We start from the raw sequence: 25,531 nt of genomic DNA, 5'->3' as shown, positions 1-25,531 counted from the left end.
ATCTACACTGAGCTGTAAATCAGCCCAACGAACTGGTCGGGCGTAAGCAGGCCTTTGCCCCAGGCTGCGTCGAAGTCTGCTGTGGGCCTGGCCGCGACTGCCTGCTCCAGTGTCTGCCCGGAGGACTTCAGTTTCTCTATGCGATCGGTGACTGAGGCCAGCATGTCGCGATATTTCTGCAGAGCGACCTTGTCTCCGAGAGGTCCATGGCCGGGGACGATCTTCGTGTTGTCATCTGCCAGGGCGAGGCACATCTCGGCTCCGCGGATCATGCCGCGCGCGGTGCCGCCTGTACCCGTGTCAAAGAAGGGATAGAAGCCGTTGAAGAAGATGTCGCCGCAATGGATGACATTGCCGTTTGCGAAATGGATGTAGATGTCCGTGTCTGTATGCGCGGCGGGCATGTGGACGAGGTCGAGCTGGTCGTGATTGAAGGAGAGCTTCTGCTTTTCAGCGAAGGTCTGCTGCGGCAGCGCGCTTGCTGGGTAGGGCGCGAAGTTCAGCTGGAAGAAGGCCAGATGCTGCGGCGTTGAAAGGCGCTTGCGTGTCTGCTCGTGCGCGATGATGAATACGCCTGCGTCGTCATGGAGCGCGGCGTTGCCGTCGGTGTGGTCATAATGCCAGTGCGTGTTGATGAGCCGGTTCAATGGATGCGCATCGATTTGCTTCAGTGCTTCCTCAACATGAGGAGCAGCCGTGGATGCGCTGGCATCTATCAGCAGCTTTCCGTCGGGACCGGTCTGCGCCACCATGTTGCCGCCCACACCCTGCAGCAGGAAAAGCGTATCGCGCAGCTGTGTCACTTTGATGGGAGTGGTAGCTCCGCCGGCGCGGAACTGCTGGACCTTGTCGCCCGCAGGAGGTACGGAATTCTGAAATGCGAAGAGATGGGGAGTGGCGGCAATGCCTGCTCCTGCAAGACCGGCCTGCTTCAGAAAGCTTCTGCGTGTCACTTGATAGGGATTCATGCTGTTCCTCTGTGTTTTCTGATAAAGGCTGCGTGGGAAAGTATTCAAAGCAATCCGGGAGGGAGGTTCAATCCGCCCAGCATGGAAGAGGCCGTGGACTTGATGGCCTCGTCGGCGCGGCGGCCGGCTTCGTTGAAGGCTGCGGCGATGAGGTCTTCGAGCATTTCTACGTCGGCGGCGTTGCCGCTGAGTCCGGCCACGGCGCTGGGGTCAATCGTGATTTTCAGCACCTGCTTCTGGCCGTTCATCTTTACGGTGACTGCACCGCCCCCGGAAGAGGCTTCGACGATGACCTGGGCAAGCTTCTCCTGCATCTGTTCCTGCATTTGTTTTGCCTGCGACAGCATTTCCTGCATCTTCAAGGGATTGAACATTTACCAACCTCACTACCTGTTGTCGCCAGAATACAGACGGTTGCGACATTGCGTTTCAAGGGGAGAGAAATCACTTTTTATCCCGTAAATCGAGGACGCTCCGCACCTCGGCGCTGAACAGATCCATGGCTTCCTTCACCAGAGGGTGCTCCATGGCTGCTGCCTGTACCGATCCGCTGGCGGCCGCGCGTGGTCTGGCACTTGCGCCGGACACGCCATTCTCACCGGGAACGACCACCAGCTTTTGCGAAAAACCTGCGGCGCGCAGGGCATTCTTGGCGATCTTCTCGGCTTCGGTATTCATGGTCAGGCCGATCATCATTCTCTTAACGCCGACTTCGACCTGAATTGCATCGCCCTGCAACGACCATGTGCCATCGCCCAGAAGCGATGCCGCTGTGTTGTGCCCGTTCTCTTCAAGTGCTGCGCAGACGGCCTCGCGAATCTGGTCCAGGTCGGCCTGAGCTCCGGCAGCTATGGGTTGCGGTTCGGGAGCGAGGGCCAATGCGCCATCCGTGGCGTCGGTTGCGACTTCCACGACGCCCGTGGGAGGGGCTTTGACAGCTGGGGCACTTTCAACGGCTCTAGAAGTCACTTCCAGCGGTGTGAGCGCGCGCGGGGCTGCGATTGTCTCTGCTACCGGAGCTGAGGCTTCGGGCGCTTCGCCTGTGATTTTGCGGCTGCGGTCTGCCTCGAAAGGAGAAACTGCGGACTTGGGCGGCTCGGGAGCGCGTGCGGGCGGAGCCGGAGTTGTGCTTCTTGCTGGAGGAGCGCTGGGCTTGGGCAGAGCTCCGCCGCCAAGGGCAGACTTGCTGCCCGCCGGCAGCTGGCTCAGCAGATCTTCGATCGGCAGCAGGCGCTGGAGATGGACCAGCTTGATCAGGCCCAGCTCGAGGTGGAAGCGCTGCTCCTGCCGGTAATTCAGCTCGTCATAGGTGCGCAGCATGACCTGGAGGAAGCGCGTCAGGTCTTCTTCAGAAAACAGCAGAGCCGACCGCGCTGCCCGTGCACGCTCGTCGGCGGATATCTGCAGCAACTCGGAGCTTTCGCCGGCGATGCGGGCCATCAGCACGTTCCGCAAATAACGGACAAACTGCCTGGCTAGGGCCTGCGCGCTGTTTCCTGCATTGAGGAGTGTATTGATCTCTTCGATGACGGACGTAGTGTTATTTTCGCTTACTGCTTCAAGCAGCCGCTCAAAGACTGTGTTGGGGACGGTCCCCATCAGCTCGCGAATCTGCTCGGCATCGAGCTTCGGCTTGCCGTCGGCGAGAGGAGCTGAGGCAATGGCCTGGTCCATGATGGAGAGGGCATCGCGCATGGATCCGTCGCCGGCTTCGGCCAGCAGCGCGAGCGCTGCATCATCAGCGGCGATGTTTTCCTGCTCTGCGATGGACTTGAGCTGGCCCAGTATGTCGTCGAACTTTACGGCATGAAAGCTGAAGTGCTGGCAGCGGGAGCGGATCGTTTGCGGGAAGTCCTCGGGCTGTGTGGTCGCCATCATGAAGACGACATGCTCGGGCGGCTCTTCGAGCGTCTTGAGCAGGGCGTTGAAGGCGGCGTCGGTGATCTGGTGCGCTTCGTCGAGGATGTAGATTTTGTACTTGTCCCGCGCCGGACGATAGCGGGCCGCGTCGCGCAGCTCACGGATCTCGTCGATGCCACGGTTAGTGGCTGCGTCGATCTCGATCACGTCCACGGCGTTGCCAGCGCGAATCTCGGTGCAGGAATCGCACACGCCGCAAGGCTCGGGCGTGGGGCGCTCAGGAATGCCGATGGCCGTCCGGCAATTGAGGGCCATCGCCAGAATGCGCGCGATGGTCGTCTTTCCAATGCCGCGATGGCCGCTGAAAATGTATCCGTGGGCTATGCGGCCCTGTTCCAAAGCGTTGAGCAGGGTGCGTGTTACGTGCTCCTGCCCTACAACATCACTGAACCGCTGGGGGCGGTACTTCCGAGCTAAAACCTGATACGCCATGAATGTCCTGAGATTAGATTGTAACGGGAGGACTAGCCGTCCAGGCAATCGCGCCTTTGGCGCCTTTATCACCCGGACTAGACTCTAAATGAAATCAAGCGGTGGTGGAGGAATCTGCAGCACAAAATACAGCTGCAATCCAGAAAATATCCCCTGCTGCGCTTTCCATTGCAATCTTCTATTCACAATTCACGGCTATTCTGGCTGCCTCACGAGGGGAGCACGATGACCACCGAAACCACTGAATTGGACCAGTTACAAAGCACCTACAAAGCCGCAGTCGAGGAATGGATTGCCGCTATTCGCGAAGAAGAGGCATTGGCCTCGGGAGACCACTCCGTAGCCGAAGTTGATAAATGGGAAGCCGCTCATTTTCGTGAAGAAGAAGCCCGCGACAAAGCCAAAACCGCGAAGAGCGATTATGAAGACGCTCTTCGGGAAAAATTATTCGGCTTTTAGTGCATCAGCTCAGGACTGTCTGACGCGCCAGCGCCCGTCGCAAGACTGTCTCAAGAGCCGCTTTCTGTTCGGTGTACTCTGATTCGCTCAGTTTGCCTTCGAGCCGCTCTGTTTCGAGCGCGAAGAGTTCTTCTTTGAGTGCCGTCAGCAGGTCGCCATGTCCCCCCTGTCTGGAGCCGGGAACTGAAGCAGGAGCCGGGGCTCCAGGAGCAGCGGGTTCAGCAGGTTTGGCGCTCAGCAGAAATGCGGCGGCAATCGCCAGAACGAGCGCCAGCCCGCTCAGGATCCACCACTTGTATTTGTTGAGCGGATCAGGCGTGTCGATGGGATTGCCCAGCCCGCCGCCGGGGCGATTGTCATTCGCGCTTGGCTGGCCGGCTTCCGGGCCTGCAGCGGCCTGATCATTACCATTACCCTGGGCCTGTGCGTCTCGAGGCATCGAGCCGGTTCCGGAGACAGTAAAGGCCATGGCCTGCGAAGGCGAAACATTACGCGCGAGGAAGGTCTGCGCGTTTACGTCATCGTTGATCGGCTGAAAAGAAACGGAGCCGCCTGCGGCAAACTTCATGCTCTTGGGCAGGATGATGGCAAGATTCTGCGTAGGCTGAGAGACTTTGGGCGTGAAATTAAAGCTCCCGTTGTAAGACAGGTGATAGCTGACCTGAAAGCGTGTTTCGCCGGGGCGCACGGGGAAGACAAAGGCGTAATAGCCTTTATCGCCTGTAGGGACCGGGGACGAGGAAACTGGCATTCCTCCCGGGCCCATGGCCGCTGAGCCTTCGATCTTCGCATCGGGCGGCAGGTAAATCTCATAAGCCCGCGGGCTGAACTGCGTATGCGGTGGGCTGGAGTCGTTCTTTACGAAGTAGTTTTCGATGACGTGGAGGCCCTGGCCATCGGTCTCGACGCGCATCACGTCGGCCTCCGTGCTGACGCCATCAACTTTGGCCTGGACATCGTAGACGTCCACATTGACGGTCGTCATGCCGGGCTGGACGGGCTGAAAGTAGGCAGCCTTCTGGTGGTCGACGCGGATGAGGTGCATGCCGTTGTCCGGCACGTCGATGGAGTAGTGGCCCTTGCCATCGGTTTTGGTGCGGCCTGCTTCCTGCATGCCCTGCCCGAAGGCGATCAGCACGACATCGTCGCCGCCCGAGGGCTTGTTGATGGTCTTATTGGTAACCGTTCCGGTTACAGTAGCAGCCAGCGCTCCGAGAGGAGCGAGAAGGGCAAGCAATGCGATTGCGCCGAAACGTATGCGAGGAATAAGGGTCATGAATCACTTTCTGCAAGTGCTGTCATTCTGAGCGTAGCGAAGAATCTGCTGTTTGCTTTGGCCTTTTGCCACTGCGGAGTAAAAGCAGATCCTTCGGCTTTGCCTCAGGATGACATCGTTATTTGTAGAGCGGTACCGGCCTGCGAACTGCTGCTTCACGCTGGATGGCCAGTTCGCTCCAGTATATCGATCTCGGCCAGAACCTCTGCGGCCTCGTTTTCAAGCGCTGCCCGCTGCGCTGTGTAATCTTCTTCAGGATACTTGCCGGCGCGGAACTCAAAATTCAGGTCGCGCAGATTGTCGTAGAGCACGTCCTTGCGCTCGCGCAGGAAATCGAGCCGCGTCTTCTCGATCTGCGCTTCGACTTTGCGCTCCGGATAGAAGACATAGACGAAGATGCCGATGAGTAGCAGGGCGCAGGCAATCGTGGTCACAGATCCGTCTCCTTCCGGATTTGATCGCGAAGGCGGTCAAATCCGCCGACGTGTGAAGCTGCAGGCATGGCTACAGTACGCAGCTTCCACTTGCGCACGAGAGCGAATGTTCCTGCAATGCCGAGCAGCAGAACCACGGGAGGCACAACCCATGCAATGATGTTGAACCTTGTCAGCATGGGGGCGGCGAGGATCGTTGGTCCGTACTCTTCCTGAAAAGCCTGAAGGATCGCGGAATCGCTGTTGCCCTTGCTGATGGCCGAGCGCAGCTCGCCGAGCATTTTTTCAGAATATTGGCAGCCGAGATGGTTGCACTCGATCAGAATCTGACCACAGCTGCAGGGGCACATCATCTTGTGGCCGAGATTGTTATAACGCATGGCTGTGTCTGCCGAACCCATGGTGAAGACAAGAAGCAGCGTGAGGAATCCGATCTGCGAGATTCGTGTCAGGTGGCGCATCAGTCCCCACCTTTACCGGCCAGCGCCGGAGTTTCTGCAGCGGCAGACACGCGGCTGCGACTGGCGACGAGCGCTGCCTGCATATTCGGTGTGAGCGCGACAAATGTGCCTAGAACCACGATGACGACGCCAATCCATATCCACGCGACCAGCGGATTCAGGAAGACCTTGATGATCGGCTGGCCGGTGTCCGGATCCTTGCCGGCATAGATCACATAAAGATCCCAGGCAAGCGTCGAATGGTTGGCGACCATGGTCTGCGTTGTCTGGCTGGCTTGATAGAAGCGCTGCTCGGGCGCGAGCTGCGTGATCTTCTTATCGCCACGGTAAACATTGAGGATGGCGTACTCGGTGTCGTAGTTCGGGTTGGTGTCCTGCGAATAATCGAGGCACTCAATGCGGTATGGCCCCATGGTCATACTCTGCTTGTAGTTCAGCGCCTGCTCGGCGCTGCGATTGAAGGCCGAACCTGCGAGACCAATAAAGATGATGACCACGCCAAAGTGGATGATGTATCCGCCATAGCGCCGCGTGTTGCGCCGCGTGAGCTGGATCATGGAGGCGAAGAGGTTCTGCCCCGTATGCCGGGAGATGACGCCTGCCCCGCGCAGAAATTCAGAGCTGACTGCGGTGGTGACCATCGCCGCCAGAGACCATGCCATGAGCGAGTAGAAGGAGCCTGCATCCTGCCAGGGGCGAACGCCGCAGGCCATCAGCACAATCGCGGTTGCGAGTGCGGCGACGGCAGGAAGAACGAAATTCTTGCGGATGCTCTTGAAGGAGGAGCTGCGCCATGCGAGCAGCGGGCCAATTCCGGTGAGGAAGAGCAGGAACAGTCCGATGGGCACGGCTACGCGATTGTAGAAGGGAGGGCCGACGGTGACCTTGTTGCCCTGCACATATTCTGAGATGACAGGGAAGAGCGTGCCCCACAGCACTGTAAAGCAGGCCGCCAGCAGCACCAGGTTATTGAAGAGAAAACTTGATTCGCGCGAGACGAGGGATTCGAGTTTGTGCTCGCTCTTGAGGTGATCGCGCTGCAGGACATAGGTAAACAGGCAGACTGCCAGCACGATTACTAGGAATGCCCAGAACCATGTGCCGATGGAGGATTGCGCGAAGGCGTGGACAGAACTCACCAGTCCGGAGCGTGTGAGCAGTGTGCCGAGAATTGAGAGCGCGAAGGTTGAGAAGATGAGCCACACGTTCCAGTGCTTCATCATGCCGCGCTTTTCCTGCATCATGACCGAGTGCAGAAATGCAGTACCGGTCAGCCAGGGCATCAGCGAAGCATTTTCGACCGGGTCCCAGCCCCAGTAGCCGCCCCATCCCAGCACGGAGTAGGCCCAGTGCGCGCCGAGGAAGATGCCGCAGGTCAGAAAAAGCCAGGTCACCATCGTCCAGCGGCGCGTGATGTGTATCCACTTTTCGCCGGGATAGCGCATCATCAGCGCGCCCAAGGCAAATGCGAAGGGCACGCTGAATCCTACATACCCGAGGTAAAGCATCGGCGGGTGAATTACCATCTCCGGATATTGCAGGAGAGGATTCAGGCCGAAGCCGTCTTCGGGAACTGTCCCGCCCACGAGCGCGAACGGAGGCGCAGCGAAATTCAGCAGCAGCAGGAAGAAAATCTGAACGCCGGCGAGAATCGTCGAGGCATACGCAGTGAGTTTTACGTCGACCTTGTGGCGGACGCGCAGAACGAATCCGTAAGTGGCCAGCAGCCATGCCCACAGCAGCAGCGAGCCTTCCTGCCCGGACCAGAGCGCCGCGAACTTATAGGCTCCGGGCAGGGCGCGGTTCGAGTGGTGCAGGATATACGCGACGGAAAAATCGTTAGTGAACGCAGCCCATACGAGTGCAACGGCAGCGCCGGTCACAGCGAAGAAGCTGCCGATTCCGGCACGGCGTGCTGTTTCTGCCAGCCGCTCGGGCGAGATGCGACCGCGCGCGCCAGTTGCCAGCTGCCGCAGCGCAATAGCACCGGCGAAGAGGTTGTATCCGCTGAGGGCCAGCGCTAACAATAGGGCGAAGCTACCGAATGCGGGCATAGGAATCTTCGAAGGCTGTAAGTGAGAACAGTTAATTGTCGCACCCGCGTGGAAGAGGCGGCAATTGCGGAGTCAACCTTTTGGTGGAGGCTGATAGACTGCTTTCACGAAAGGAACAGCACAGTGATTTCAAAGAAATGCGGCAAAGAGCCGCTTCTGGCTGCGTTTGCATTCATCTACATCGCTACTGCGGGAGCTGCATTTGGTGCGACAAAAGATATCCCGCCGCATGGTCCGGCAGTCGTTCTTTTCGATGGCTCTGATTTGAACAACTTCGATACTTTCCTGAAAAGCAAGGGGCTCAACAACGATCCTGATCACGTCTTTCAGGTGGAACACGGAGTCATTCATGTCTCCGGCACAGAGCTTGGCTACATCATTACCAGGCAGGAATTCCAAAATTATTATCTGAAAGCTGAGTTTAAGTGGGGTGAGGGAACATTTGCCCCTCGCGAGGGCCAGGCGCGCGACAGCGGCATCCTCTACAACATACAAGGCGAGCAGAAAGTGTGGCCCCGCTCGGTGGAGTTTCAGATCAATGAAGGATGTACCGGCGATTTCTGGCTTACCGACGGCGCAGCATTAACTGGCAAGGATGGCCAGCGCGTCACCGGTCCGCCCGGAAACGCAGTCAAGATCGACCGATTCAACAAAGGTCCATGGAAGAATGTCGTGGGATATCGCGACCCGGTAAATGAGGTAGAAAAACCTCATGGCGAATGGAATTTGCTGGAACTGGTAAGTCACAACGGCCATGTATGGCAGTATGTCAACGGCAGGCTGGTAAATGAAGGAACCGATGCATTTCCTTCCAGCGGAAAAATTCTCTTTCAGTCAGAAGGAGCAGAAGTATTTTTTCGTGATATCAAGCTGTATCCGCTCAAGGAGTAGGCGCGGATTGCCGGCGTCTATTTTCCCAGCAGTTCCCGAAATTCTGGATGCTTCTCGACATAGCCCTTCGCCGCCGGGCAGATCACGTCAACCTTGAGCTGGTTCTGCTGCGCATACTCGAAAGCGGTCTGTGCCAGCATTCCGGCGATTCCACGCCCGCGCAGCGCTGGCGGCACTTCGGTATGCCACAGGGTCATCCATCTCTGCTCGTCCACTTCGAACTCGAGGTAGGCTACCTCGCCTGCTTCCTCGAACTCGAAGCGGTTGCGTGAGACTTTCTGCTGATGTCTGCTCATGTCAGCTGAAAAGGAACTCCTTTGTCCGTAATTCTTTCACTGTATCGCGCAGTTTTGCAGCCTTCTCGAACTCAAAGACCTTTGCCGCCTCTCGCATTTCATTTTCCAGCTTCAGGATGTGGACGTCGAGCTCTTCCTGTGATTTGAAGTCTGGTATCTCATCGGTTTCTTCGGTGAGGTCGGCGTAGTCGGCCTTCAATATTTGCGCGAGCGACATGTCGGCGGCGCGGATTACTGACATCGGCGTGATGCCGTGCTCTTCGTTATAAGCACGCTGCACGTCTCGGCGGCGGGTGGTCTCGTCCATTGCCTGACGCATAGAGTCGGTGATGCGGTCGGCATAGAGAATCGCGCGTCCGTTCACATGACGCGCGGCGCGCCCTATGGTCTGGATCAGGGAGCCTGAGGAGCGCAGGAAGCCCTCTTTGTCCGCGTCGAGAATGGCGACAAGCGAGACCTCCGGCAAATCCAGACCTTCGCGCAGCAGGTTGATGCCGATGAGTACGTCGTACTCGCCTTTGCGGAGGTCGCGCAGCAGGCGCACGCGTTCCAGCGTTTCGATTTCAGAGTGCATGTAGCGGCAGCGCACGCCGACTTCTGCATAGTAGCCGGCAAGGTCTTCGGCCATGCGCTTGGTCAGCGTCGTCACCAGGACGCGCTCGCCCTTCTGGGCGCGATCGCGAATTTCGGCCAGCAAGTCGTCAATCTGGCCGCGCACCGGGCGTATTTCGACTTCGGGATCGACCAGGCCTGTTGGCCGGATGATCTGCTCGACCACAACCCCGGCTGATTTAGTGAGCTCATACGGTCCGGGAGTTGCCGAGACGTAGACGAGCTGGTTAGTACGCGCTTCGAACTCCTCAAACCTGAGTGGGCGATTGTCCATCGCCGAGGGCAGGCGGAATCCATAATCGACCAGGTTCTGCTTGCGTGAGCGGTCGCCGTGCCACATGCCGTGCAGCTGCGGAACGGTCGCGTGGGATTCGTCGATGAAGATGAGGTAGTCACGCGGGAAGTAATCGAGTAGCGTTGGCGGCGGCTCGCCGGGAAGACGTCCGGAGAAATGCCGCGAGTAGTTCTCGATGCCGTGGCAATAGCCGACGGACTTGATCATCTCGAGATCGAAGCGCGTCCGCTGATGAACGCGCTGCGACTCAACCAGGCGGCCCTGCGACTCGAGTTCTTTCTCCCACGAGGCCAGTTCGTCGAGGATGGAATCAATGGCCCGCTGCTTCTTTTGCGGCTGCACTACGTAGTGGCTCTTGGGATAGATCGGCAGCCGCGCGTATTTCTGCTTCACGGTTCCGAAGAGCGGATCAATCTGGGCGAGGGAATCGACCTCATCGCCGAAGAGCTCGATGCGGTACGCATTTTCATCGTAAGTAGGGAAGACCTCGATCACATCGCCGCGCACGCGAAATGTTCCGCGGCGGAAATCGGCTTCGTTGCGTTCGTAGAGAATTTCGACCAGCTTACGCGTGATGTCTTCGCGGCGGACCTTCTGGCCTTTTTCGAGCAACAAAAGCATTCCGTAATATGCGTCCGGGTCGCCTAGGCCGTAGATGCAGGAGACAGACGATACGATCACCGCATCGCGCCGCTCAAACAACGATCGTGTGGCGGAGAGCCGCAGCTTATCAAGCTCTTCGTTGATGGTCGCTTCTTTTTCGATGTAGAGATCGCCTGAAGGAATATAGGCTTCCGGCTGGTAGTAGTCGTAGTAGGAGACGAAATACTCAACGGCATTTGACGGGAAGAACTGCTTGAACTCGTGATAGAGCTGCGCCGCGAGCGTCTTGTTGTGCGCGAGCACGAGCGCGGGACGGTTCAGCTCCTCGATCATCTTCGCCATCGTGAAAGTCTTGCCCGACCCGGTAACGCCGAGCAGCACCTGATGCTTTTCACCAGCATGAATGCCGGAGACAAGCTCATCAATAGCGCGTCCTTGATCACCACGCGGTTTGTAGTCGCTTACCAGCTGAAAATCCATCGATCCCTCAATCCTTCATGGTAAATGGAAGCTGCGTGCTGCTGGCACCGGTTACTGCACACACGATATGCTGAGGCGGAGATGAAGAAAATCGTCCTTGCCTGCACGCTGTTCCTGACTACTGCTGTTTTTTCCATTCAGATCACTTTTGCAGATGCGCCGAAGGCGGCTTCCGCCGCAAAAACTGCGAGCGCGCAGGCTCCTGAGGCCCGCTACAACGCAACAGCGGATCCACGCGCAGTTGTTACGGCAGGCAATGTGCGATTTACAGTGCTTACGCCGCAGCTTATCCGCATGGAGTGGTCTGCTGACGGAAAATTTGAAGACCGGCCATCGTTTGTTTTCCTGAACCGGCGTCTTTCTGTTCCTGAATTCACGCATAGCCAGCAGGATGGCAAGGTGACGATTCAGACCAGCGCGCTGCAGCTCGCTTATACGGGCAATGGCAAGTTCTCCGCAGAGAATCTCAGCATTACTTTCAATCTGGAAGGCAGGCAGGTCACGTGGCATCCGGGAATGCCTGATACCGGCAACCTGCAGGGCACCACGCGCACGCTGGACGGCGCACGCGGCGGCAAAACGCGTGAGCCTATCGATCCCGGTTTGATTTCGCGCGATGGCTGGACATTGGTGGACGATTCAACACGTCCGCTTTTTGACTCAGACAACTTCCAGTTCACGCAGGGCGAGAACAGTCCATGGCCGTGGGTGGAGCTGCGTTCTGCGCGCGATCGTCAGGACTGGTATTTCTTCGGCTATGGCCACGACTATAAGCAGGCGCTGCATGACTACGTCCAGGTAGCGGGCCGTATTCCGCTGCCGCCGCGGTTCGCCTTTGGAACGTGGTGGTCGCGCTACTGGGCGTACAGCGATCAGGAACTGGACGATCTTGTTCGCGGATTTCACGAAAACAATGTTCCTCTCGATGTGCTGGTCATCGATATGGACTGGCATCTCAACCGCGAGCAGCTGCAGGCGCGGCATGAAGTGGACCAGTCCGGCCATGATCTGGGCTGGAGCGGCTACACGTGGAACCCGCTGCTGTTTCCTGACCCCGATGCATTTCTCAAACACATTCATGAGGAAGGGTTGAAGGCTACGCTCAATCTGCATCCTGCTTCGGGCGTGCAGCCGTGGGAACAGGCGTATCCGGCGATGGCGCGTGCCATGGGCATCGATCCAGCTACGCACAAATATGTGCCCTTCGACATTACGAATAAGAAATTCGCGCTGAACTATATGGACCTGCTGCATCATCCGCTGGAGAAGCAGGGCATCGATTTCTGGTGGCTTGACTGGCAGCAGGAGATGAACACCAGCACTCCCGGCGTGAGCCCGACGTGGTGGCTCAACTATGTTCACTTTACTGACCAGCAGCGGGAAAGGAAGCGGCCATTGCTTTTCCATCGCTGGGGCGGGCTGGGTAATCACCGCTATCAGATCGGGTTTTCCGGCGACACGGTCTCTGTCTGGGAGTCGCTTGCCTTCCAGCCATGGTTTACGGCGACTGCGGCCAACGTTGGCTATGCCTACTGGAGTCATGACATCGGTGGGCACATGCCCGGCGCGGTCGATCCTGAAATTTATACGCGCTGGATTCAGTTCGGGGCCTTCAGTCCGATTCTGCGCACGCATACGACGAAAAATCCTGAATCGGAGCGGCGCATCTGGGCCTATCCAGAGCCGTATTCGAGCATCATGCGCAACACGTTCCAACTGCGCTATGCTTTGCAGCCGTATCTTTACACCGAAGGCCGGCGGACCTACGACACTGGCGTCGCTTTTTTGCGTCCGCTTTATTATGACTGGCCGGAAGCTGACGAAGCCTATTCGAACAAAGACGAATATATCTTCGGGCAACAGATGGTTGTTGCGCCGGTGACTGCGCCGGTGAATAAAGATACCCAGCTCGCGCGGGAACATGTCTGGATTCCTGAAGGAGAGTGGGTCGAGTGGCCTACGGGCAAACATTTCACCGGGCCAGCTGCGGTTGAGCGCAAGTTTTCCATCAGCCAGATTCCGGTGTATCTCCGGGCAGGAGCCATTGTTCCCATGCAGCCGGAGATGGAGTACACGGGAGAGAAGCCGGTCGATCCGCTGATCCTGAATATTTTTCCGCTTGCCGAGAACCAGAAGTCGTCCTATTCGGTTTACGAGGATTCAAGCAAGGGCGAAGACTACAAGCGCGGCATCTGCGCGTGGACAGATATAAGCGCAAAGCAGTCCGGCGACGATATGACCATCGAGGTTGCTCCCGTGCGGGGCGCATACCCGGGAATGCTGCGGCAGCGCAGCTATGAAATCCGCCTTCCGGGAGACTGGCCTCCGGAATCTGTAACTGTGAATGGAGCAAATATCACTTTTGTTCTGCATAGCGAGAAACCGGGCTGGCACTATGACGGCAATACACTCACCACGGTTATTGCCACACCTCGTTATTCTGTCGCCGAGCGCGTTTTGATCCATGTACATCGCGTGCAGGGATCGCTGGCCGCACGCGGGCAGCTCAGCGGATTTGCTGGAGCAGAAACACGTCTGCGCGAAGCATACGACACATTGAATACGCAATGGCCTTACATGCGGTCGCCTGATCCGCTGATCGAGGCATGGCAGACCGGGGACAGACTCACCTACAAGCCGCAGACCGCCAGGCAGGAGCTGGCGCGCTTCCAGCAAATATATGCGCAGGGGCTGGATGAAGTGCAGCAGAGGGCCAATAAAACGAACGTCTCAGATGATGAGCTGGCAAAAAACCTTGGGCGCGGCACGACGGTGGAGCGCGCACAGCAATATCGCACTGCGCTGCAGCGGGTTCTCGCACTGCTGACTGATGGCAGGCAATAAATAAGAGCGGAGCGCAGGATTATGGTTTGGATGTACTCTATAGGTAACACCTATGGAATTTCATCAACTGCGTTACATCTGTGCTATCGCTGAAACCGGCAGTTTCAGCCGCGCCGCAGAGCATTGCCACGTTGCCCAGCCTTCGCTTTCGCAGCAGGTGTCCAAGCTTGAGGATGAACTGGGCGCGCGGCTCTTTGATCGCCTGGGCCGCCGTGTTCAGCTCACCGATGCAGGCAAGACATTTCTGCCGCGCGCCCGCGCCATTCTGCAGGAAGTGGAGGCCGCGCGCTTCGAGGTAGACGACAAGCGCACGGACACCAGGGGCAGCATTACCGTTGGAGTGATTCCGACCATTGCGCCTTACTACATGCCTGCGCGTGTGGCCCGCTTTGCCCGCAAATTTCCAGAAGCAACGCTCAGAATTGTAGAAGAGACGACACCTGTCCTGGTCGAAGGACTTCGCAATCTTTCGCTCGATCTCGCCATCATGTCGCTGCCGTTGCGGCACCGCGAATTCGAGACTATTTCGCTGCACAAGGAGCAGCTGTATGCCGTGCTGCCGCGCGACCATGCGCTGGCGAAGCGCAAGGAGATTGCACTCAGCGACCTGCGCAATGAACCATTTGTGCTGCTGCGCGACAGCCATTGCTTCCACGATATTGCTGTCTCAGCTTGTCATCGCGCGCGGGTGAATCCGCGAGTTGCCTTCGAGAGCGGCCAGTTCAGCAGTCTTTTGGGAATGGTGTCGGCGGGAGTGGGTGTATCGATTGTTCCGGCTATGGCTGTCGATGCCGGCGCTGACCGCGCTTTTGTGCGCATTGCCGATCAGAAGGCCATGCGCACGATTGTTGCTGCTGTTCTTCGCGGACGCTCGCTGAATCGCGTACAGAAGGCTTTTCTTGCGCAGTTGAGAGAGAAGGGACAGGAGAAGGCTGATCCGCTCCTGTCCCTGGTTTCTTAGAACACGAAGCGCATCGCGAGCTGCATCCGGCGCGGCGGGTAGGCGCTGGTTACGTCGCCGAAGTCCTCGCTGCCTTCCACCGTATCGACATAAGAGCCGTTAGGATGGTTCAGCACGTTGAATGCTGAGGCCGAGAGGCCGAGCGTGGGGCTCTTGTCAGCCTCGCCGGGATGAAGCTTGAAGTCGTATCCCCAGCGCAGGTCGAGATCGGCATAGTCCGGGCCGGTTTCCGAGTTGCGTGAAACGTCTTCCGGACGCGCGTTGAAGAGATTAGTGCCATATGCATCTGTGCCTGTAGTGATGGTCCAGGGCTTGCCGCTGTTCGCGAAGATACCCACGCCCAGGTTCAGCAGATGTTCCGGGTTGAACATGCCGTAGAAGCCGAAGTGGTTGCTCTGGTCCCAATCGGCGCGGCCCCACTCATCATTGGGGTCATATTGATTCTGTGGGAACCAGCCGATGCCGCTCGTGTTGTTGTCGTAGTGGCTCCACGTATACCAGGCAAAGCCGGTGAAGTACTTGTTGAGGCGTCCGCGGTAGTTGATATCGAGCGCACTGCCATTCTGCACGCCGGCGGACTGAATCTGGCGCAGCTGCGAAATCTCTGGGTTAGGACGCAGGCTGTAGTTCGGCGGCAGGGGAGCATTCACGTCCACCGAGCGGAAGAGATCGACGCCGCGGTTCATGCGTCCGCCGATGGAGATAACGCCTTTCTCGCCAACCTTGCGATCGATGGAGAGACCGTAGTTAATCTGATATGGCGTTTTGGTGCCGGGTGCGATTTCGACCAGCGATGGCGGCAATGAGGAGAGGTCGGCGCAGTTCTCGATGGGATTGCACAAAGGCTGCTGATTGGAGGAGAGCTGCAGAAGGCGCAGGTTGGCATGCTCGTAACGCGCCAGGTCCATAAGCGGGCCGGAGCCGGTGCGATCGTAATAAATGCCGCCGCCGCCGCGAAGCACCATCTCATGCTTCTGATCGAGGACCAGTGCAAAGGAGAAGCGCGGCGAAAAATTGTTCACATCGCCGCCGAGATAGTTCTGCCAGTCGTAGCGAAGTCCCGGCGTAAGGGAAAGGTATGGCTTTACCTTGATCTGGTCCTGGATGTATCCGCCGATTTCCTGCTGGTGATAGACGAAGCGCGTCTGGCCCTGCTGGATGGAAAACCCTGAGGGATCGCCGGCCTGGTAATTCTGGATGGCTGTCGCTGTGAGTGTTCCATCCTGCGCGTAGGTCGGGCTGTAGGTATAGGTGCCGGCCGAGTCGGTGCGGTCTTCCATTACGCGCCGGCTCAGGTGGGGCATGTCGAAGCCGAACTTCAGGTTATGCGGACCTTTCGTCCAGGAAACCATCTCGTTGGCGCGCAGGCTGTATTCCGTGCGTTCCTGGTTTGCCTGGGCACTGCCTCCGGTGAAGTTACCGGCAACCACTACTTTGGGGGCGTCTGTGGCATTTGAGTAGGGATTGTAATCGCGCACCAGGGCGATTGAAGCCTGGTTCAGCATGGAGGGCGAGAGGATGTAGTCGTCGTGGAGGACAACGTCGTCTTCACGGTATTCAGTGTTGTATCCGGCCTCAGGAAGCGTCTGGTTACCGACGCCCTGGTTGCGGTTGGTTGAGTCCTGAAAAGAGTACAGCAGGGAAGCGGAGTTCACGTCTGAGAACTGGTGGCCGATGCGCACCGCGAACTCTGTGTTCCGCGTAGGAGCCGGAACGTTCTCATTGAAGATGCCGCTTGGATTATCCGGCGTGGGCGCAACCGTGGCATTCACGACAGCATCGAGGTCCTCTTCCTGACGATTGAACGATGCCAGGAAGGACGACTTCTTTGCGTGCCAGAGCGGGCCGGTGACGCTGCCTTCATATACGCGTCGCTGCTCCGGTGGTTTATTGGGGGCAAAATCGTTCTGGGCATTGAGTGCGGCATCGCGGAAGAGAAAGTTCAGTTCTCCGTGGTAGGCATTGGCCGCCTGCTTGGTTACGATTTCTAGCTGTCCGCGACCCGGCCAGTAGTACCGTGCTGAATACGGGTCTTCATTGATGTGCACTTCCTGTACCGCTGATGGAGAGACCAGCGCGCGGTTTGCTTCCATGCCATCGACCATCAGGCCGGTTCCGGCGGTCATGCCCTGCCCGGAGTCAAGGAAACTGCTCATCGCGGAGACGTAATCGTTATCGAAGACCGGCATGGATTTCAGGTCTTCCGAGGTCATCACGGCTGTATCGCCGTTGTCGTCTGAAGCTGTGAGGTCGACATTGGAATTTGCGTTGACATCGACTTCGGTTACCGCCGCGGCCACTGCGAGAGCGATATTCAGCGATGTTCCTGCAGTGGCGCCCGCGTGCACATGCTGGGTCGCTGTCTGGAAGCCCTGCAGGCTTACGGTCAGCGTGTAGTCGCCCTGGCGCGGAGGCTGGATGCGGAAACTGCCTGAACTGTCCGTTGTTGCCTTGCTCACGACGGCGCCGGTTGCATCGGTCAGGTCGACCTCTGCGCTTGGAATGATAGCTCCGGTCGTGTCAGAAACCGTACCGGTCAACGTGGCAACCGCGGAGCTGGCAGCCGTGGGCGAATCGACTGAGGCGTAGCTGACGGAGCCAACCAGGAATAAAGAGAGCAGTGCTGTGCGCAGCAAGGCGGAGTCTCCTTGAATCAAATATTCAAAAAGGTTAGGACTTGCAATTGATGTAGTCGTACCAGGCAGAAGCCTGAAAAAGTCGATCAACGCTGGGCAAGGTTACCCGGCCAACAGCTTTATGTTTTTATTTTCGCAGCATCAAAAGCAGAAATCCAGTCTATTGGGGCATCCACCAGACAATCCGATGGTATGGATTCCACCGTATGAGAGGAAAGGCCGTAACGGCAGCCGACAGCCCAGGTTTTTGCGCGCCTGGCCGTCAGGATGTCCACGTTTGAGTCGCCGACCATGGCCGTCTCGCTGGGCGATACTCCGGCCTCGCGGATCAGCGCGGCCAGGCCTTCAGGATCAGGCTTTTTGGTGGGGAAGCTGTTGCCTCCATAAATGCGGGAAAAGTATGGGCTCAGGCCGAGCGCATCGCAAATTGCTTGCGCTGGAATGATGGGCTTGTTCGTGAGCACGGCGAGCGTCCGGTTTGGCTTCAGCGCCTCGAGCGCTTCGAATACGCCGTCGTAGACGTAGGTGTAATCCAGTTTGTGCTCGCGATAGTAGTTCAGGAAGGATGTGAGCGCGCTTTCGACCAAAGTTTCGTCGTCCGGATCGCCGAGCGCACGCCTGACGAGCATGCCTGCGCCATCGCCGATGTACTCGGCGATGATCTCCTCCGGCAGCGGCTCGCGATGAAAGTCCGTCAGCATGTAGTTGATGGAATTAGCGAGGTCTTTGCGGGAATCGATCAGTGTTCCGTCGAGGTCAAAAACGATGAGGCGAATCTTATCAGCAGGGATCCCCATGGTTTTTAGTGTAATGGCGAGGTGCTCAGGAGATGGCGCCAGTTTGTGAATGATCTTAATCATGGGAGATTCGTGGAAATACCCAGTCTTTCCGCAACCGCGCGCAACCGCTTGTCGCGCGACCAGAGAATGGTTTTCGGTGTCAGAAAGGTGGCTGCGATCAGATGCGCATCCACAAAGCCAATGCCACACTGGAAAAGGGAACGGCTTTCAATCATGCTGCGGACTTCGTCCATGCGGGCAACTTTGACCTCGGGAAGTAGTTCCAGTGCGGTGAGGGTATTTCGCCTGTCAGGCAAACTGCCAAGAGACAGCTCTGAGATCACGAACGGATGCATTGCTATGTTGTTCTGCCGGAGCTGCCGCGATAACTCGGCGTCACTTTTCCGGAAATGATCTACCCAAATGGACGTATCCGCCAGAATCATTCCGGCTTCGCTCTCCGGCGCGGGATGTAAGCCATGCCTGGAGCTTTGCCGCCCAGTTCTGCCAGCCTTCGCGCAGCCTCCCGTTCCAGCAATGCCTTGAGCGCCTCACGCAACAGCGCGCTTTTTTCTGTCAGACCGGTGTATTCCTGTGCTTTTGCAATCAGCTCATCGTCCAGCGCAACTGTGGTTCGCATGACAGAACTCCTGCATCAATTTTAGCATCATTTGATGCTAAAAATCGTGGCCAATTTTTAGATCTGCTGTCCCTTCCAGCGCCCACGGCGGAAAATCAACATGCCGGCCAGGGCAATCGCGGCCTCGGAGAAGACAATTGCCAGAAAAACTCCCTGTGCATGAATTCTGGTGTGCAGGGCCAGCCACCACGCCATGGGAATCTGAAGCATCCAGAAGCCGAAGAAGTTCACCACCATCGGAGTCACAGTGTCGCCCGCGCCGTTGAAGGCCTGCAGCATCACCATGCCATAGGCGTAAGCGATATTGCCGCAGCTGAGGATACGCAGCGCAGATGCGGCAATGAGCACGACGGCGGGATCGCTGACAAAGAGGCTCACTATGGGAGTCGCAAAAATGATAAGAACAACGCCGATGCTCCCAAGGAAGAGCATGTTATATAGCCCCGTGCGCCAGACGGATTTTTCCGCGCGGTCAGGATGCTTCGCGCCCAGGTTCTGGCCGACAAGCGTGGCCGCGGCGTTACTCAATCCCCACGACGGCAGAATGATGAAGATGAGGATGCGGATAGCGACTGTGTATCCGGCAAGAGCGCTCGCTCCGAAGAAAGAAATGATGCGCACCAGGGCGATCCAACTGGTCTGAGAGATTGCGAACTGCAGGATGCCGGTAATCGAAACTCGCACCAGCTTCCATAGAACGTCGAAATGGATGCGAATGTGCCGCGCCAGAACGCGGATGCGCTCGGTGCCTTTGAGCAGGCGATAGAACTGGTAGAGCACTCCGATGCTGCGCCCGGTGAATGTGGCCAGGGCTGCGCCGGTGACTCCGAGTTTTGGAAATGGTCCGAGGCCGAAGATGAGGCAGGGATCGAGGATCAGGTTGATGATGTTCGATACCCAGAGCAACCGCATGGCGATAGCGGCATCGCCGGCACCGCGAAAGATGGCGTTGTTCAGAAAAAGCATGACGATGGCGCCGCAGCCACCGAGCGCGATGCGCGCATAGCCTGATCCAATGGCGATGATTTCGGGGGTAGCGCCCATCAGTGCCAGAAGGCGCGGCGCAAAGATGTAGCAGGGAATTCCGATGGCGAGAGAGACCAGTAATCCCAGGAAAATGGCCTGGACGCCGGCGATGGCTGCGTCTTCGGGATCTTTTTCTCCAATGCGTCGCGCCACCATCGCAGTGGTTGACATGGCGAGACCGATGCCGACGGCAAAGACGAGCGACAATAACGATTCGGTCAGCCCGACGGTGGCGACGGCATTCGCGCCCAGGCGTCCAACCCAGAAGGTGTCCACTACAGCGAAGAGCGATTCCAGCACCATCTCGAGCACCATGGGGATGGCGAGCAGCAGAATCGCGCGGTTCAGGTTGCCGGTGGTGTAGTCCTGGTGCGAGCCGCGCAGGGCTTCGCGCACCGATGTCCATAAAGATGGCTGCGCCGTGTTCGCGGGTTGAGAAGACGTGCTCATAAAACTGTGACTAAAAGCCGTGATGGGGACAGGTGCAATTCACGATATGCTCAGTGGCATGCGAAAGACAATCGAAAGCCGCCGAATTTTTGCAGTCTTCACAGTAGCGGCGATCTCATCCATAGCACTCGGGGCGCAGCAGACAAATTTTCCCTCGAATGAAGATCTGCGCCATACGCGCACTTTGAGCCAGCCTCAGCTTTCGCCTGATGGAAGCAGCGTTCTGCTTCAGGTTTCCGATTCCACTGCAGATGGAGGACGCACGCATCTGTGGCTGGTCGATATCAAGGAGAACACAGCGCGCCAGATTACGTATTCACCTGCGTCGGACAAACGCGGCGAGCGCAGCGGCGTATGGATGCCGGATGGGAGCGCGGTTCTTTTTCTAGCCAAACGCGGAGAGCACACCCAGCTTTTTTCGCTGCCGATGGAGGGTGGCGAAGCGCATCCGTATGAATTGAAGATTGAGCCGACAGTCGATGACTCGAAGGCGGCAGATGCGGTTCCTCCGAGCACAACGAAAACAACACAGAAGCAGGAACCAGTTGAAATTGATGTAGAGCGCTTTTCAGTTTCACCGGACGGTAAGTGGATCGCAATCATCGCCCATGATCCGCAAACTCCGGGCGAGAAAAAACAGGAGACAGAGAAAGCAGATGCGAAGTGGGTCGATCACGATGAGCACAGTGCCCGGCTGTATCTTCTGGATACGAGCACAAACAAGCTGATGCGAACGGCGGTTGCGCCGAATGTGCAATCAGCAGTCTGGAGCCGCAACAGCGAGAAACTGCTGGCGATTGCGGAGCCAACGAACAATGCTTCCGACCTTGGCCCCGCGAACAGTGCGTGGGTGCTCAAGCCGTCTGATCCCGCTCATCCTGAGGCCGTGAAGCAGGTGCTTCCGACTATCGCGCAGGCCTCATGGTCAGAGGATGGAAAGAGCATCTACTTTCTGGCGCAGGCTGAGCAGGATCCGCCTCCGGGCTATCACGATCTCTATGTCCTTATGCTTGCCGATGGCTCAGTGAAGAATCTGAGCCGTGATTATCCAGGAACCGTCGGCCACGATGCTCCGATCGCGGTGGATGGCAAGGTTCTGCAATCCGTTCAGAATGGCACGCAGGTGTCAGTGGGTCGTTTCGGAGGTGATAAGCTGGAAGCCCTAAAATTTGATACTCATGTAGTTACAAATCTGAATACGAATGCTCGTCACAGCGGGTGGGTATGGATTGGCACGAGCAGTACGACTCCGCAGACATTGTTCTTCGCGGAAAAGCTCGGTCATGCAGTGAAGACGCTCAATGCGCCGTCCACTATGCCGGCAAAGTGGAACGAGTCACCCTCGCAGGTTGTTCAGTGGCAGAACGAAGGGCGCACGATTGAGGGCCTGCTCTATCTTCCGCCGCAGGCAAAGAACGGCAAGGTGCCGCTCATAGTGGATGTGCATGGCGGTCCTACGGGCGCATGGAATGACAGCTATGCTCCGCTGGTTTATTTTCTGCTTGGGCATGGTTGGGCGGTGTTGCGCCCGAATCCGCGCGGCAGCACCGGCTACGGCCCAGCATTCGCAGCCGCGAATAAGAACGATCTGGGCGGAGCAGATTATCGCGATATTATGGCCGGCGTCGATGCGGTCATCGCGCATGATCCGGTCGATCCCGGCAAGCTGGCCTTGATGGGATACAGTTACGGCGGTGAAATGGCCGGCTTTGTAGAAGGGAAGACGGACCGCTTTAAGGCCATCGTGAGCGGTGCTCCGGTGATCGATCAATACAGCGAGTACGGGACGGAAAATGGTTCCTGGTACGACCGCTGGTTCTATGGCAAGCCGTGGGAGCATGACGGCGATGCCTGGCGGCAGAGTCCGCTTGCAGGCGTAAGCCATGCGAAGACGCCATTCCTGCTCTTGCAGGGCGACAGCGATGTTACGGACCCGCTCGGCCAAAGTTTAGAGATGTACCGCGCCTTGCGGCAGATGAATGTGCCTGTCGATCTGGTGCGCTATCCGCGTGAGGACCATGGGCCGCTGGCTACGGGGATTTTCGGCAACCCAAGCACGGAACCTTGGCACGGATTCGACGCACGCCAGCGGATCGTTAAGTTTTTTGAGAAGGCGTTCGGCCAGTAGCTGAAAATTCCATAAAAACAGGCGAGCAAACATCGCGAAGCGTCATTTGCAGCGCGTATACTTCGCTGCTTAGGAGGGAAGAAGTATGGAACCAGCGCGTGAAGGTTTATTTCCACATTTGACGGTCAGCGATGCTCCTGCCGCCATCGACTTTTATAAGAAAGCATTTGGCGCCTCTGAAGTGGCGCGGCATCTTGCGCCAGACGGCAAGCGTGTGATGCACGCCCGCTTGGAGTTATTGAATACCTCAATCATGCTCAACGATGAATTTCCGGAATACAACGGAGGAAAGAGCAATGCGCCGGAAGCATTGGGCGGCACTCCGGTAACGCTTCATCTGCAGGTCGATGATGCTCAGAAGGTGTGGGATGCAGCGGTAGCGGCTGGAGCCACGATCGTCATGCCTCTGATGGAACAGTTCTGGGGAGATGTCTACGGCCAGGTCGTGGATCCATTTGGACATAAATGGTCGGTCGGGCAAGCCGTCAAGAAACTTAGTGAAGCCGAGCTCGAAGAGGCTGCGAAAGAAGCATTCAAGCAACCGCAGCACGCTTAAACAAACGAAAGCCCAGCGATGCGTCATAAGGCCATCGCTGGGCTTTTATTTTTGCGGATCAGCGAATACGGATATCGCCCGATCCGGTTTCTACGCGAACGGTTGGGCCGCCGCCGTTGATGTCTCCAGTGATGTGGTGCTTCTCGAAACTGCCGTGAGTAGAAATTGGCGGATCGCTATGCACGCTGCCGGAGCCGGTCTGCGCGTCAAGTGAGAAGCGGGCATTGCCGGTATTCATGGTAATGGAGCCCGATCCCGTTCCAAGCTTCCAACCCGCGGTTGGTTGGCCCTGAACTTCCATATCGCCTGATCCGGTTTGCGCATTGAGTTCGCCCTGGACATTCCTCAGCCGGATGCTGCCACTGCCTGTCTCCGCTTTGACGCTGCTCGCCGAAAGCATTTCGGCGCGAATGTCACCGGAGCCTGTTTCGAGGGATACGCGGCTGCCCAGTCCGGAAGCATCAATCGAGCCGGAGCCGGTGCTGAGTTTTGCCGGGCCGCTCAAGTCGGCGACATGGATATCGCCTGATCCGGTATTCGCAGCCAGGTCTGTGCCTTTCGGTGTAGTCACTTCATAGTCGATAGAGACGTCGCGATAATTCGTGTGCTTGCCGACAGTGATGATGTTTCCTGCCTGCTCAATCGGAGGGCTGGCAACGATGGCCTGGACGCGCTGTTCGGGTGATCCGCTGTCGATCCAGCTGTTCCACTTGGCTGCATGCACATGGCCGATGATGTGGACGCTCGAATCGGAGCCGGGAGTGACATGTATGTATCCGGAGCCCGTGTTTACGCTCAGCGTTACGGGGCCGCTTACATGAAGAGTCTTGTCGAACGTGCCTTCCGCTGCCAGCAGAACAGTGGGAGCAAGCAGGAGGGAAGCAGCTGCAATTGCCTTGTATATATGCATGGTATTTCCTCTTTCAGGGCCCCTGTTTTGAATGCAACTCTACTTTACTGCTGCAAAACGACGGTGTCTCCTTCTTTTAATCCGTCCAGAACTTCAGTCTTGCTGCCGTTGGAGATGCCGACTTTGACTGGAACCTTTCGCTGGCCATCTTTCTGTTTCGAATCGGGGACATAGGCGAAGGCGTTCTTCTGGTTGTCGTATGCGATGGCCTGCTCGGGGACGGTCAATGCGTTCTTGTGCTCGGAGATCAGGACCTCGGCGTTGGCCGTCATGTTGGCTTTGAGCTCGCCGGTGGGATTGTCGATGGAGACGCGGACTTCAAATGTGGTGACGTTGTCTTTCTCGACGCCGAGCGGTGCAATCTTTGTGACTTTTCCGTTGAAGGATTTGCTAGGAAAAGACTCGACGCGGATGCGCGCGGGCTGTCCAAGATAGACGTTGCCGATGTCGGCTTCATCCACCTTGCCCTGCACGTAGACCTGCGTGGTATCGCCCAGCGTCATGACCAGGGTCGCGGTCGATCCCAGGACAAGGATGGAGCTGACGGCATCGCCGATCTCCACGTCGCGCGAGAGAACGACGCCATCCATGGGAGCGACCAGAGTGGTATAGCTGTACTGCTCATTCAACTGATCGAGGCCGGCCTGGGCCTGCTGCACCTGCGCTTCAGCCTGTTTCAGCTTGGCCTGGTCGACGCTGATCTGCGCCACGGAGGAGTCGCGCTTGTTTGCTGCCGCTACGTAGTTACGCTGCGCGTCATCAAGCGCCTGCTGGGAGACAATGCCGTCTTTCGACATGGCAGCGTTACGGTCGTAGGTAGATTTGTACATCGGCAGATCAGGTGCGGCGGCGTTGACTTTGTCCTGATCAATATTGGCCTTGTAGGTGACGACGTTGGCCTGCGAGGCGCCGAGCTGGGCTTTCTGCGCGGCAACCTGGGCGAGGATCTCCTGTTGATCGAGCTGGGCCAGCACCTGTCCTTTATGGACGTGCTGATTAATATCTACAAAAAGTTTTTCGACGATGCCGCTGGCTTTTGACTTGAGCTCGACTTTAGTGATGGGCTGGATTTTTCCGGTTGCTACGACACTTTTTGCAATATCGCTGCGGGAGGCCTTGGCGAGCCTGCTGGGCTCAAGTTTTGTGCCGCTGCCTCGCGCCACAGCGACAGCAGCAACCAGAGCAATCAGAACCAGAGCCGGGATGCCGGCCCAAAGCCACCATCTTTTCTTCCGTTTACGCTGCGTCGTCACTGGATTGGCTCCCGCTTCTTAGACTGGCCTTAACCGAATAGGTATTGGCCGAAGTGGTATACGCAGGCGGCGAGGCGTTGGTTCCATAAGGCTGACAGAAAAGGGGGTAGGGAATAGGGAAATAGGCTCTATTTTGCAATCTCGGCTTCCTATTTCCCTGGATCCCT

Annotated in this window: 22 protein-coding genes; 6 read left to right on the top strand and 16 right to left on the bottom strand. The window is 57.5% G+C overall.

The genetic code is table 11. The features are described 5' to 3' along the window. Nucleotides 1-2: 2 nt before the first annotated feature. From AC5S16_RS03190 to dnaX, 3 genes are all read right to left on the bottom strand, one after another. On the bottom strand, nucleotides 3-968 hold the full coding sequence (locus AC5S16_RS03190) for an MBL fold metallo-hydrolase (RefSeq protein WP_493928560.1): 966 nt from the start codon (nucleotides 966-968) through the stop codon (nucleotides 3-5). A 44-nt stretch (nucleotides 969-1,012) separates the two neighbouring features. Then, complete coding sequence (locus AC5S16_RS03185; protein WP_493928559.1) at nucleotides 1,013-1,342, bottom strand: YbaB/EbfC family nucleoid-associated protein; 330 nt, start codon at nucleotides 1,340-1,342, stop codon at nucleotides 1,013-1,015. 70 nt (nucleotides 1,343-1,412) lie between these two features. Next, entirely contained in the window at nucleotides 1,413-3,320 is a 1,908-nt protein-coding gene (gene dnaX / locus AC5S16_RS03180) for a DNA polymerase III subunit gamma/tau (RefSeq protein WP_493928558.1), read from the bottom strand. A 225-nt stretch (nucleotides 3,321-3,545) separates the two neighbouring features. Between dnaX and AC5S16_RS03175 the strand changes: the two genes are divergently transcribed. Beyond that, nucleotides 3,546-3,779, top strand: coding sequence for a hypothetical protein (locus AC5S16_RS03175; protein WP_493928557.1), 234 nt, complete (start codon nucleotides 3,546-3,548; stop codon nucleotides 3,777-3,779). Nucleotides 3,780-3,783: 4 nt separating this feature from the next. On the opposite strand, the gene AC5S16_RS03170 is transcribed toward AC5S16_RS03175, so the two are convergent. The 4 genes from AC5S16_RS03170 to AC5S16_RS03155 form a co-directional block, all read right to left on the bottom strand. Then, nucleotides 3,784-5,055, bottom strand: a complete 1,272-nt coding sequence (locus AC5S16_RS03170) for a carboxypeptidase regulatory-like domain-containing protein (RefSeq protein ID WP_493928556.1) — start codon at nucleotides 5,053-5,055, stop codon at nucleotides 3,784-3,786. A gap of 155 nt (nucleotides 5,056-5,210) precedes the next feature. Beyond that, nucleotides 5,211-5,489: a hypothetical protein gene (locus AC5S16_RS03165; RefSeq protein WP_493928555.1), complete on the bottom strand. Its 279-nt coding sequence runs from the start codon at nucleotides 5,487-5,489 to the stop codon at nucleotides 5,211-5,213. Then, complete coding sequence (locus AC5S16_RS03160) at nucleotides 5,486-5,950, bottom strand: cytochrome c-type biogenesis protein (protein ID WP_493928554.1); 465 nt, start codon at nucleotides 5,948-5,950, stop codon at nucleotides 5,486-5,488. The genes AC5S16_RS03165 and AC5S16_RS03160 overlap by 4 nt, the downstream gene beginning before the upstream one ends. After that, complete coding sequence (locus AC5S16_RS03155) at nucleotides 5,950-8,004, bottom strand: heme lyase CcmF/NrfE family subunit (RefSeq protein WP_493928553.1); 2,055 nt, start codon at nucleotides 8,002-8,004, stop codon at nucleotides 5,950-5,952. The genes AC5S16_RS03160 and AC5S16_RS03155 overlap by 1 nt, the downstream gene beginning before the upstream one ends. Before the next feature lie 123 nt (nucleotides 8,005-8,127). On the opposite strand from AC5S16_RS03155, the gene AC5S16_RS03150 reads away from it, so the two are divergent. Next, the gene (locus AC5S16_RS03150; protein ID WP_493928552.1) at nucleotides 8,128-8,895 is read left to right on the top strand and encodes a 3-keto-disaccharide hydrolase; all 768 of its coding nucleotides are present in this window, start codon (nucleotides 8,128-8,130) and stop codon (nucleotides 8,893-8,895) included. A 17-nt stretch (nucleotides 8,896-8,912) separates the two neighbouring features. On the opposite strand, the gene AC5S16_RS03145 is transcribed toward AC5S16_RS03150, so the two are convergent. Further along, nucleotides 8,913-9,191, bottom strand: a complete 279-nt coding sequence (locus AC5S16_RS03145; protein WP_493928551.1) for a GNAT family N-acetyltransferase — start codon at nucleotides 9,189-9,191, stop codon at nucleotides 8,913-8,915. A 1-nt stretch (nucleotide 9,192) separates the two neighbouring features. Continuing rightward, a complete protein-coding gene (gene uvrB / locus AC5S16_RS03140) occupies nucleotides 9,193-11,181 on the bottom strand; it encodes an excinuclease ABC subunit UvrB (RefSeq protein WP_493928550.1) in 1,989 nt (662 codons plus the stop codon). A gap of 81 nt (nucleotides 11,182-11,262) precedes the next feature. Here uvrB and AC5S16_RS03135 point away from each other — a divergent pair, with 81 nt between their 5' ends. Both AC5S16_RS03135 and AC5S16_RS03130 read left to right on the top strand, forming a co-directional pair. After that, nucleotides 11,263-14,025, top strand: coding sequence for a glycoside hydrolase family 31 protein (locus AC5S16_RS03135; RefSeq protein ID WP_493928549.1), 2,763 nt, complete (start codon nucleotides 11,263-11,265; stop codon nucleotides 14,023-14,025). 52 nt (nucleotides 14,026-14,077) lie between these two features. Then, the gene (locus tag AC5S16_RS03130) at nucleotides 14,078-14,986 is read left to right on the top strand and encodes a LysR family transcriptional regulator (protein ID WP_493928548.1); all 909 of its coding nucleotides are present in this window, start codon (nucleotides 14,078-14,080) and stop codon (nucleotides 14,984-14,986) included. On the opposite strand, the gene AC5S16_RS03125 is transcribed toward AC5S16_RS03130, so the two are convergent. The 5 genes from AC5S16_RS03125 to AC5S16_RS03105 all read right to left on the bottom strand — a co-directional run bounded on the left by AC5S16_RS03125 (nucleotide 14,983) and on the right by AC5S16_RS03105 (nucleotide 20,517). Further along, entirely contained in the window at nucleotides 14,983-17,622 is a 2,640-nt protein-coding gene (locus AC5S16_RS03125; protein WP_493928547.1) for a TonB-dependent receptor, read from the bottom strand. The two genes, AC5S16_RS03130 and AC5S16_RS03125, sit on opposite strands and share 4 nt — an antisense overlap. A gap of 119 nt (nucleotides 17,623-17,741) precedes the next feature. Further along, nucleotides 17,742-18,482: an HAD-IA family hydrolase gene (locus AC5S16_RS03120; RefSeq protein WP_493928546.1), complete on the bottom strand. Its 741-nt coding sequence runs from the start codon at nucleotides 18,480-18,482 to the stop codon at nucleotides 17,742-17,744. Continuing rightward, a complete protein-coding gene (locus tag AC5S16_RS03115) occupies nucleotides 18,479-18,847 on the bottom strand; it encodes a type II toxin-antitoxin system VapC family toxin (protein WP_493928545.1) in 369 nt (122 codons plus the stop codon). Before AC5S16_RS03115 ends, AC5S16_RS03120 begins: the two co-directional genes overlap by 4 nt. Then, the gene (locus tag AC5S16_RS03110; RefSeq protein ID WP_493928544.1) at nucleotides 18,844-19,041 is read right to left on the bottom strand and encodes a type II toxin-antitoxin system VapB family antitoxin; all 198 of its coding nucleotides are present in this window, start codon (nucleotides 19,039-19,041) and stop codon (nucleotides 18,844-18,846) included. The genes AC5S16_RS03115 and AC5S16_RS03110 overlap by 4 nt, the downstream gene beginning before the upstream one ends. A 57-nt stretch (nucleotides 19,042-19,098) precedes the next feature. After that, nucleotides 19,099-20,517 carry an MATE family efflux transporter gene (locus AC5S16_RS03105; protein ID WP_493928543.1) on the bottom strand — a complete coding sequence of 473 codons (1,419 nt, stop codon included), beginning with the start codon at nucleotides 20,515-20,517 and terminating at the stop codon, nucleotides 19,099-19,101. Between the two features lie 58 nt (nucleotides 20,518-20,575). Between AC5S16_RS03105 and AC5S16_RS03100 the strand changes: the two genes are divergently transcribed. Both AC5S16_RS03100 and AC5S16_RS03095 read left to right on the top strand, forming a co-directional pair. Then, nucleotides 20,576-22,645, top strand: a complete 2,070-nt coding sequence (locus AC5S16_RS03100) for an alpha/beta hydrolase family protein (protein WP_493928542.1) — start codon at nucleotides 20,576-20,578, stop codon at nucleotides 22,643-22,645. Between the two features lie 85 nt (nucleotides 22,646-22,730). After that, a complete protein-coding gene (locus AC5S16_RS03095; RefSeq protein WP_493928541.1) occupies nucleotides 22,731-23,201 on the top strand; it encodes a VOC family protein in 471 nt (156 codons plus the stop codon). 58 nt (nucleotides 23,202-23,259) lie between these two features. On the opposite strand, the gene AC5S16_RS03090 is transcribed toward AC5S16_RS03095, so the two are convergent. Both AC5S16_RS03090 and AC5S16_RS03085 read right to left on the bottom strand, forming a co-directional pair. Beyond that, complete coding sequence (locus AC5S16_RS03090) at nucleotides 23,260-24,111, bottom strand: DUF4097 family beta strand repeat-containing protein (RefSeq protein ID WP_493928540.1); 852 nt, start codon at nucleotides 24,109-24,111, stop codon at nucleotides 23,260-23,262. A 44-nt stretch (nucleotides 24,112-24,155) separates the two neighbouring features. Then, nucleotides 24,156-25,364 (bottom strand): efflux RND transporter periplasmic adaptor subunit, encoded by a 1,209-nt coding sequence (locus AC5S16_RS03085; RefSeq protein WP_493928539.1) that lies wholly within the window; start codon nucleotides 25,362-25,364, stop codon nucleotides 24,156-24,158. Nucleotides 25,365-25,531 lie beyond the last annotated feature (167 nt).

The organism is Acidobacterium sp. FHG110202_01 (assembly GCF_059115305.1).
The sequence above is the reverse complement of the archived record's forward strand: the minus strand, read 5'-3'. Positions and strand labels throughout refer to the sequence as shown.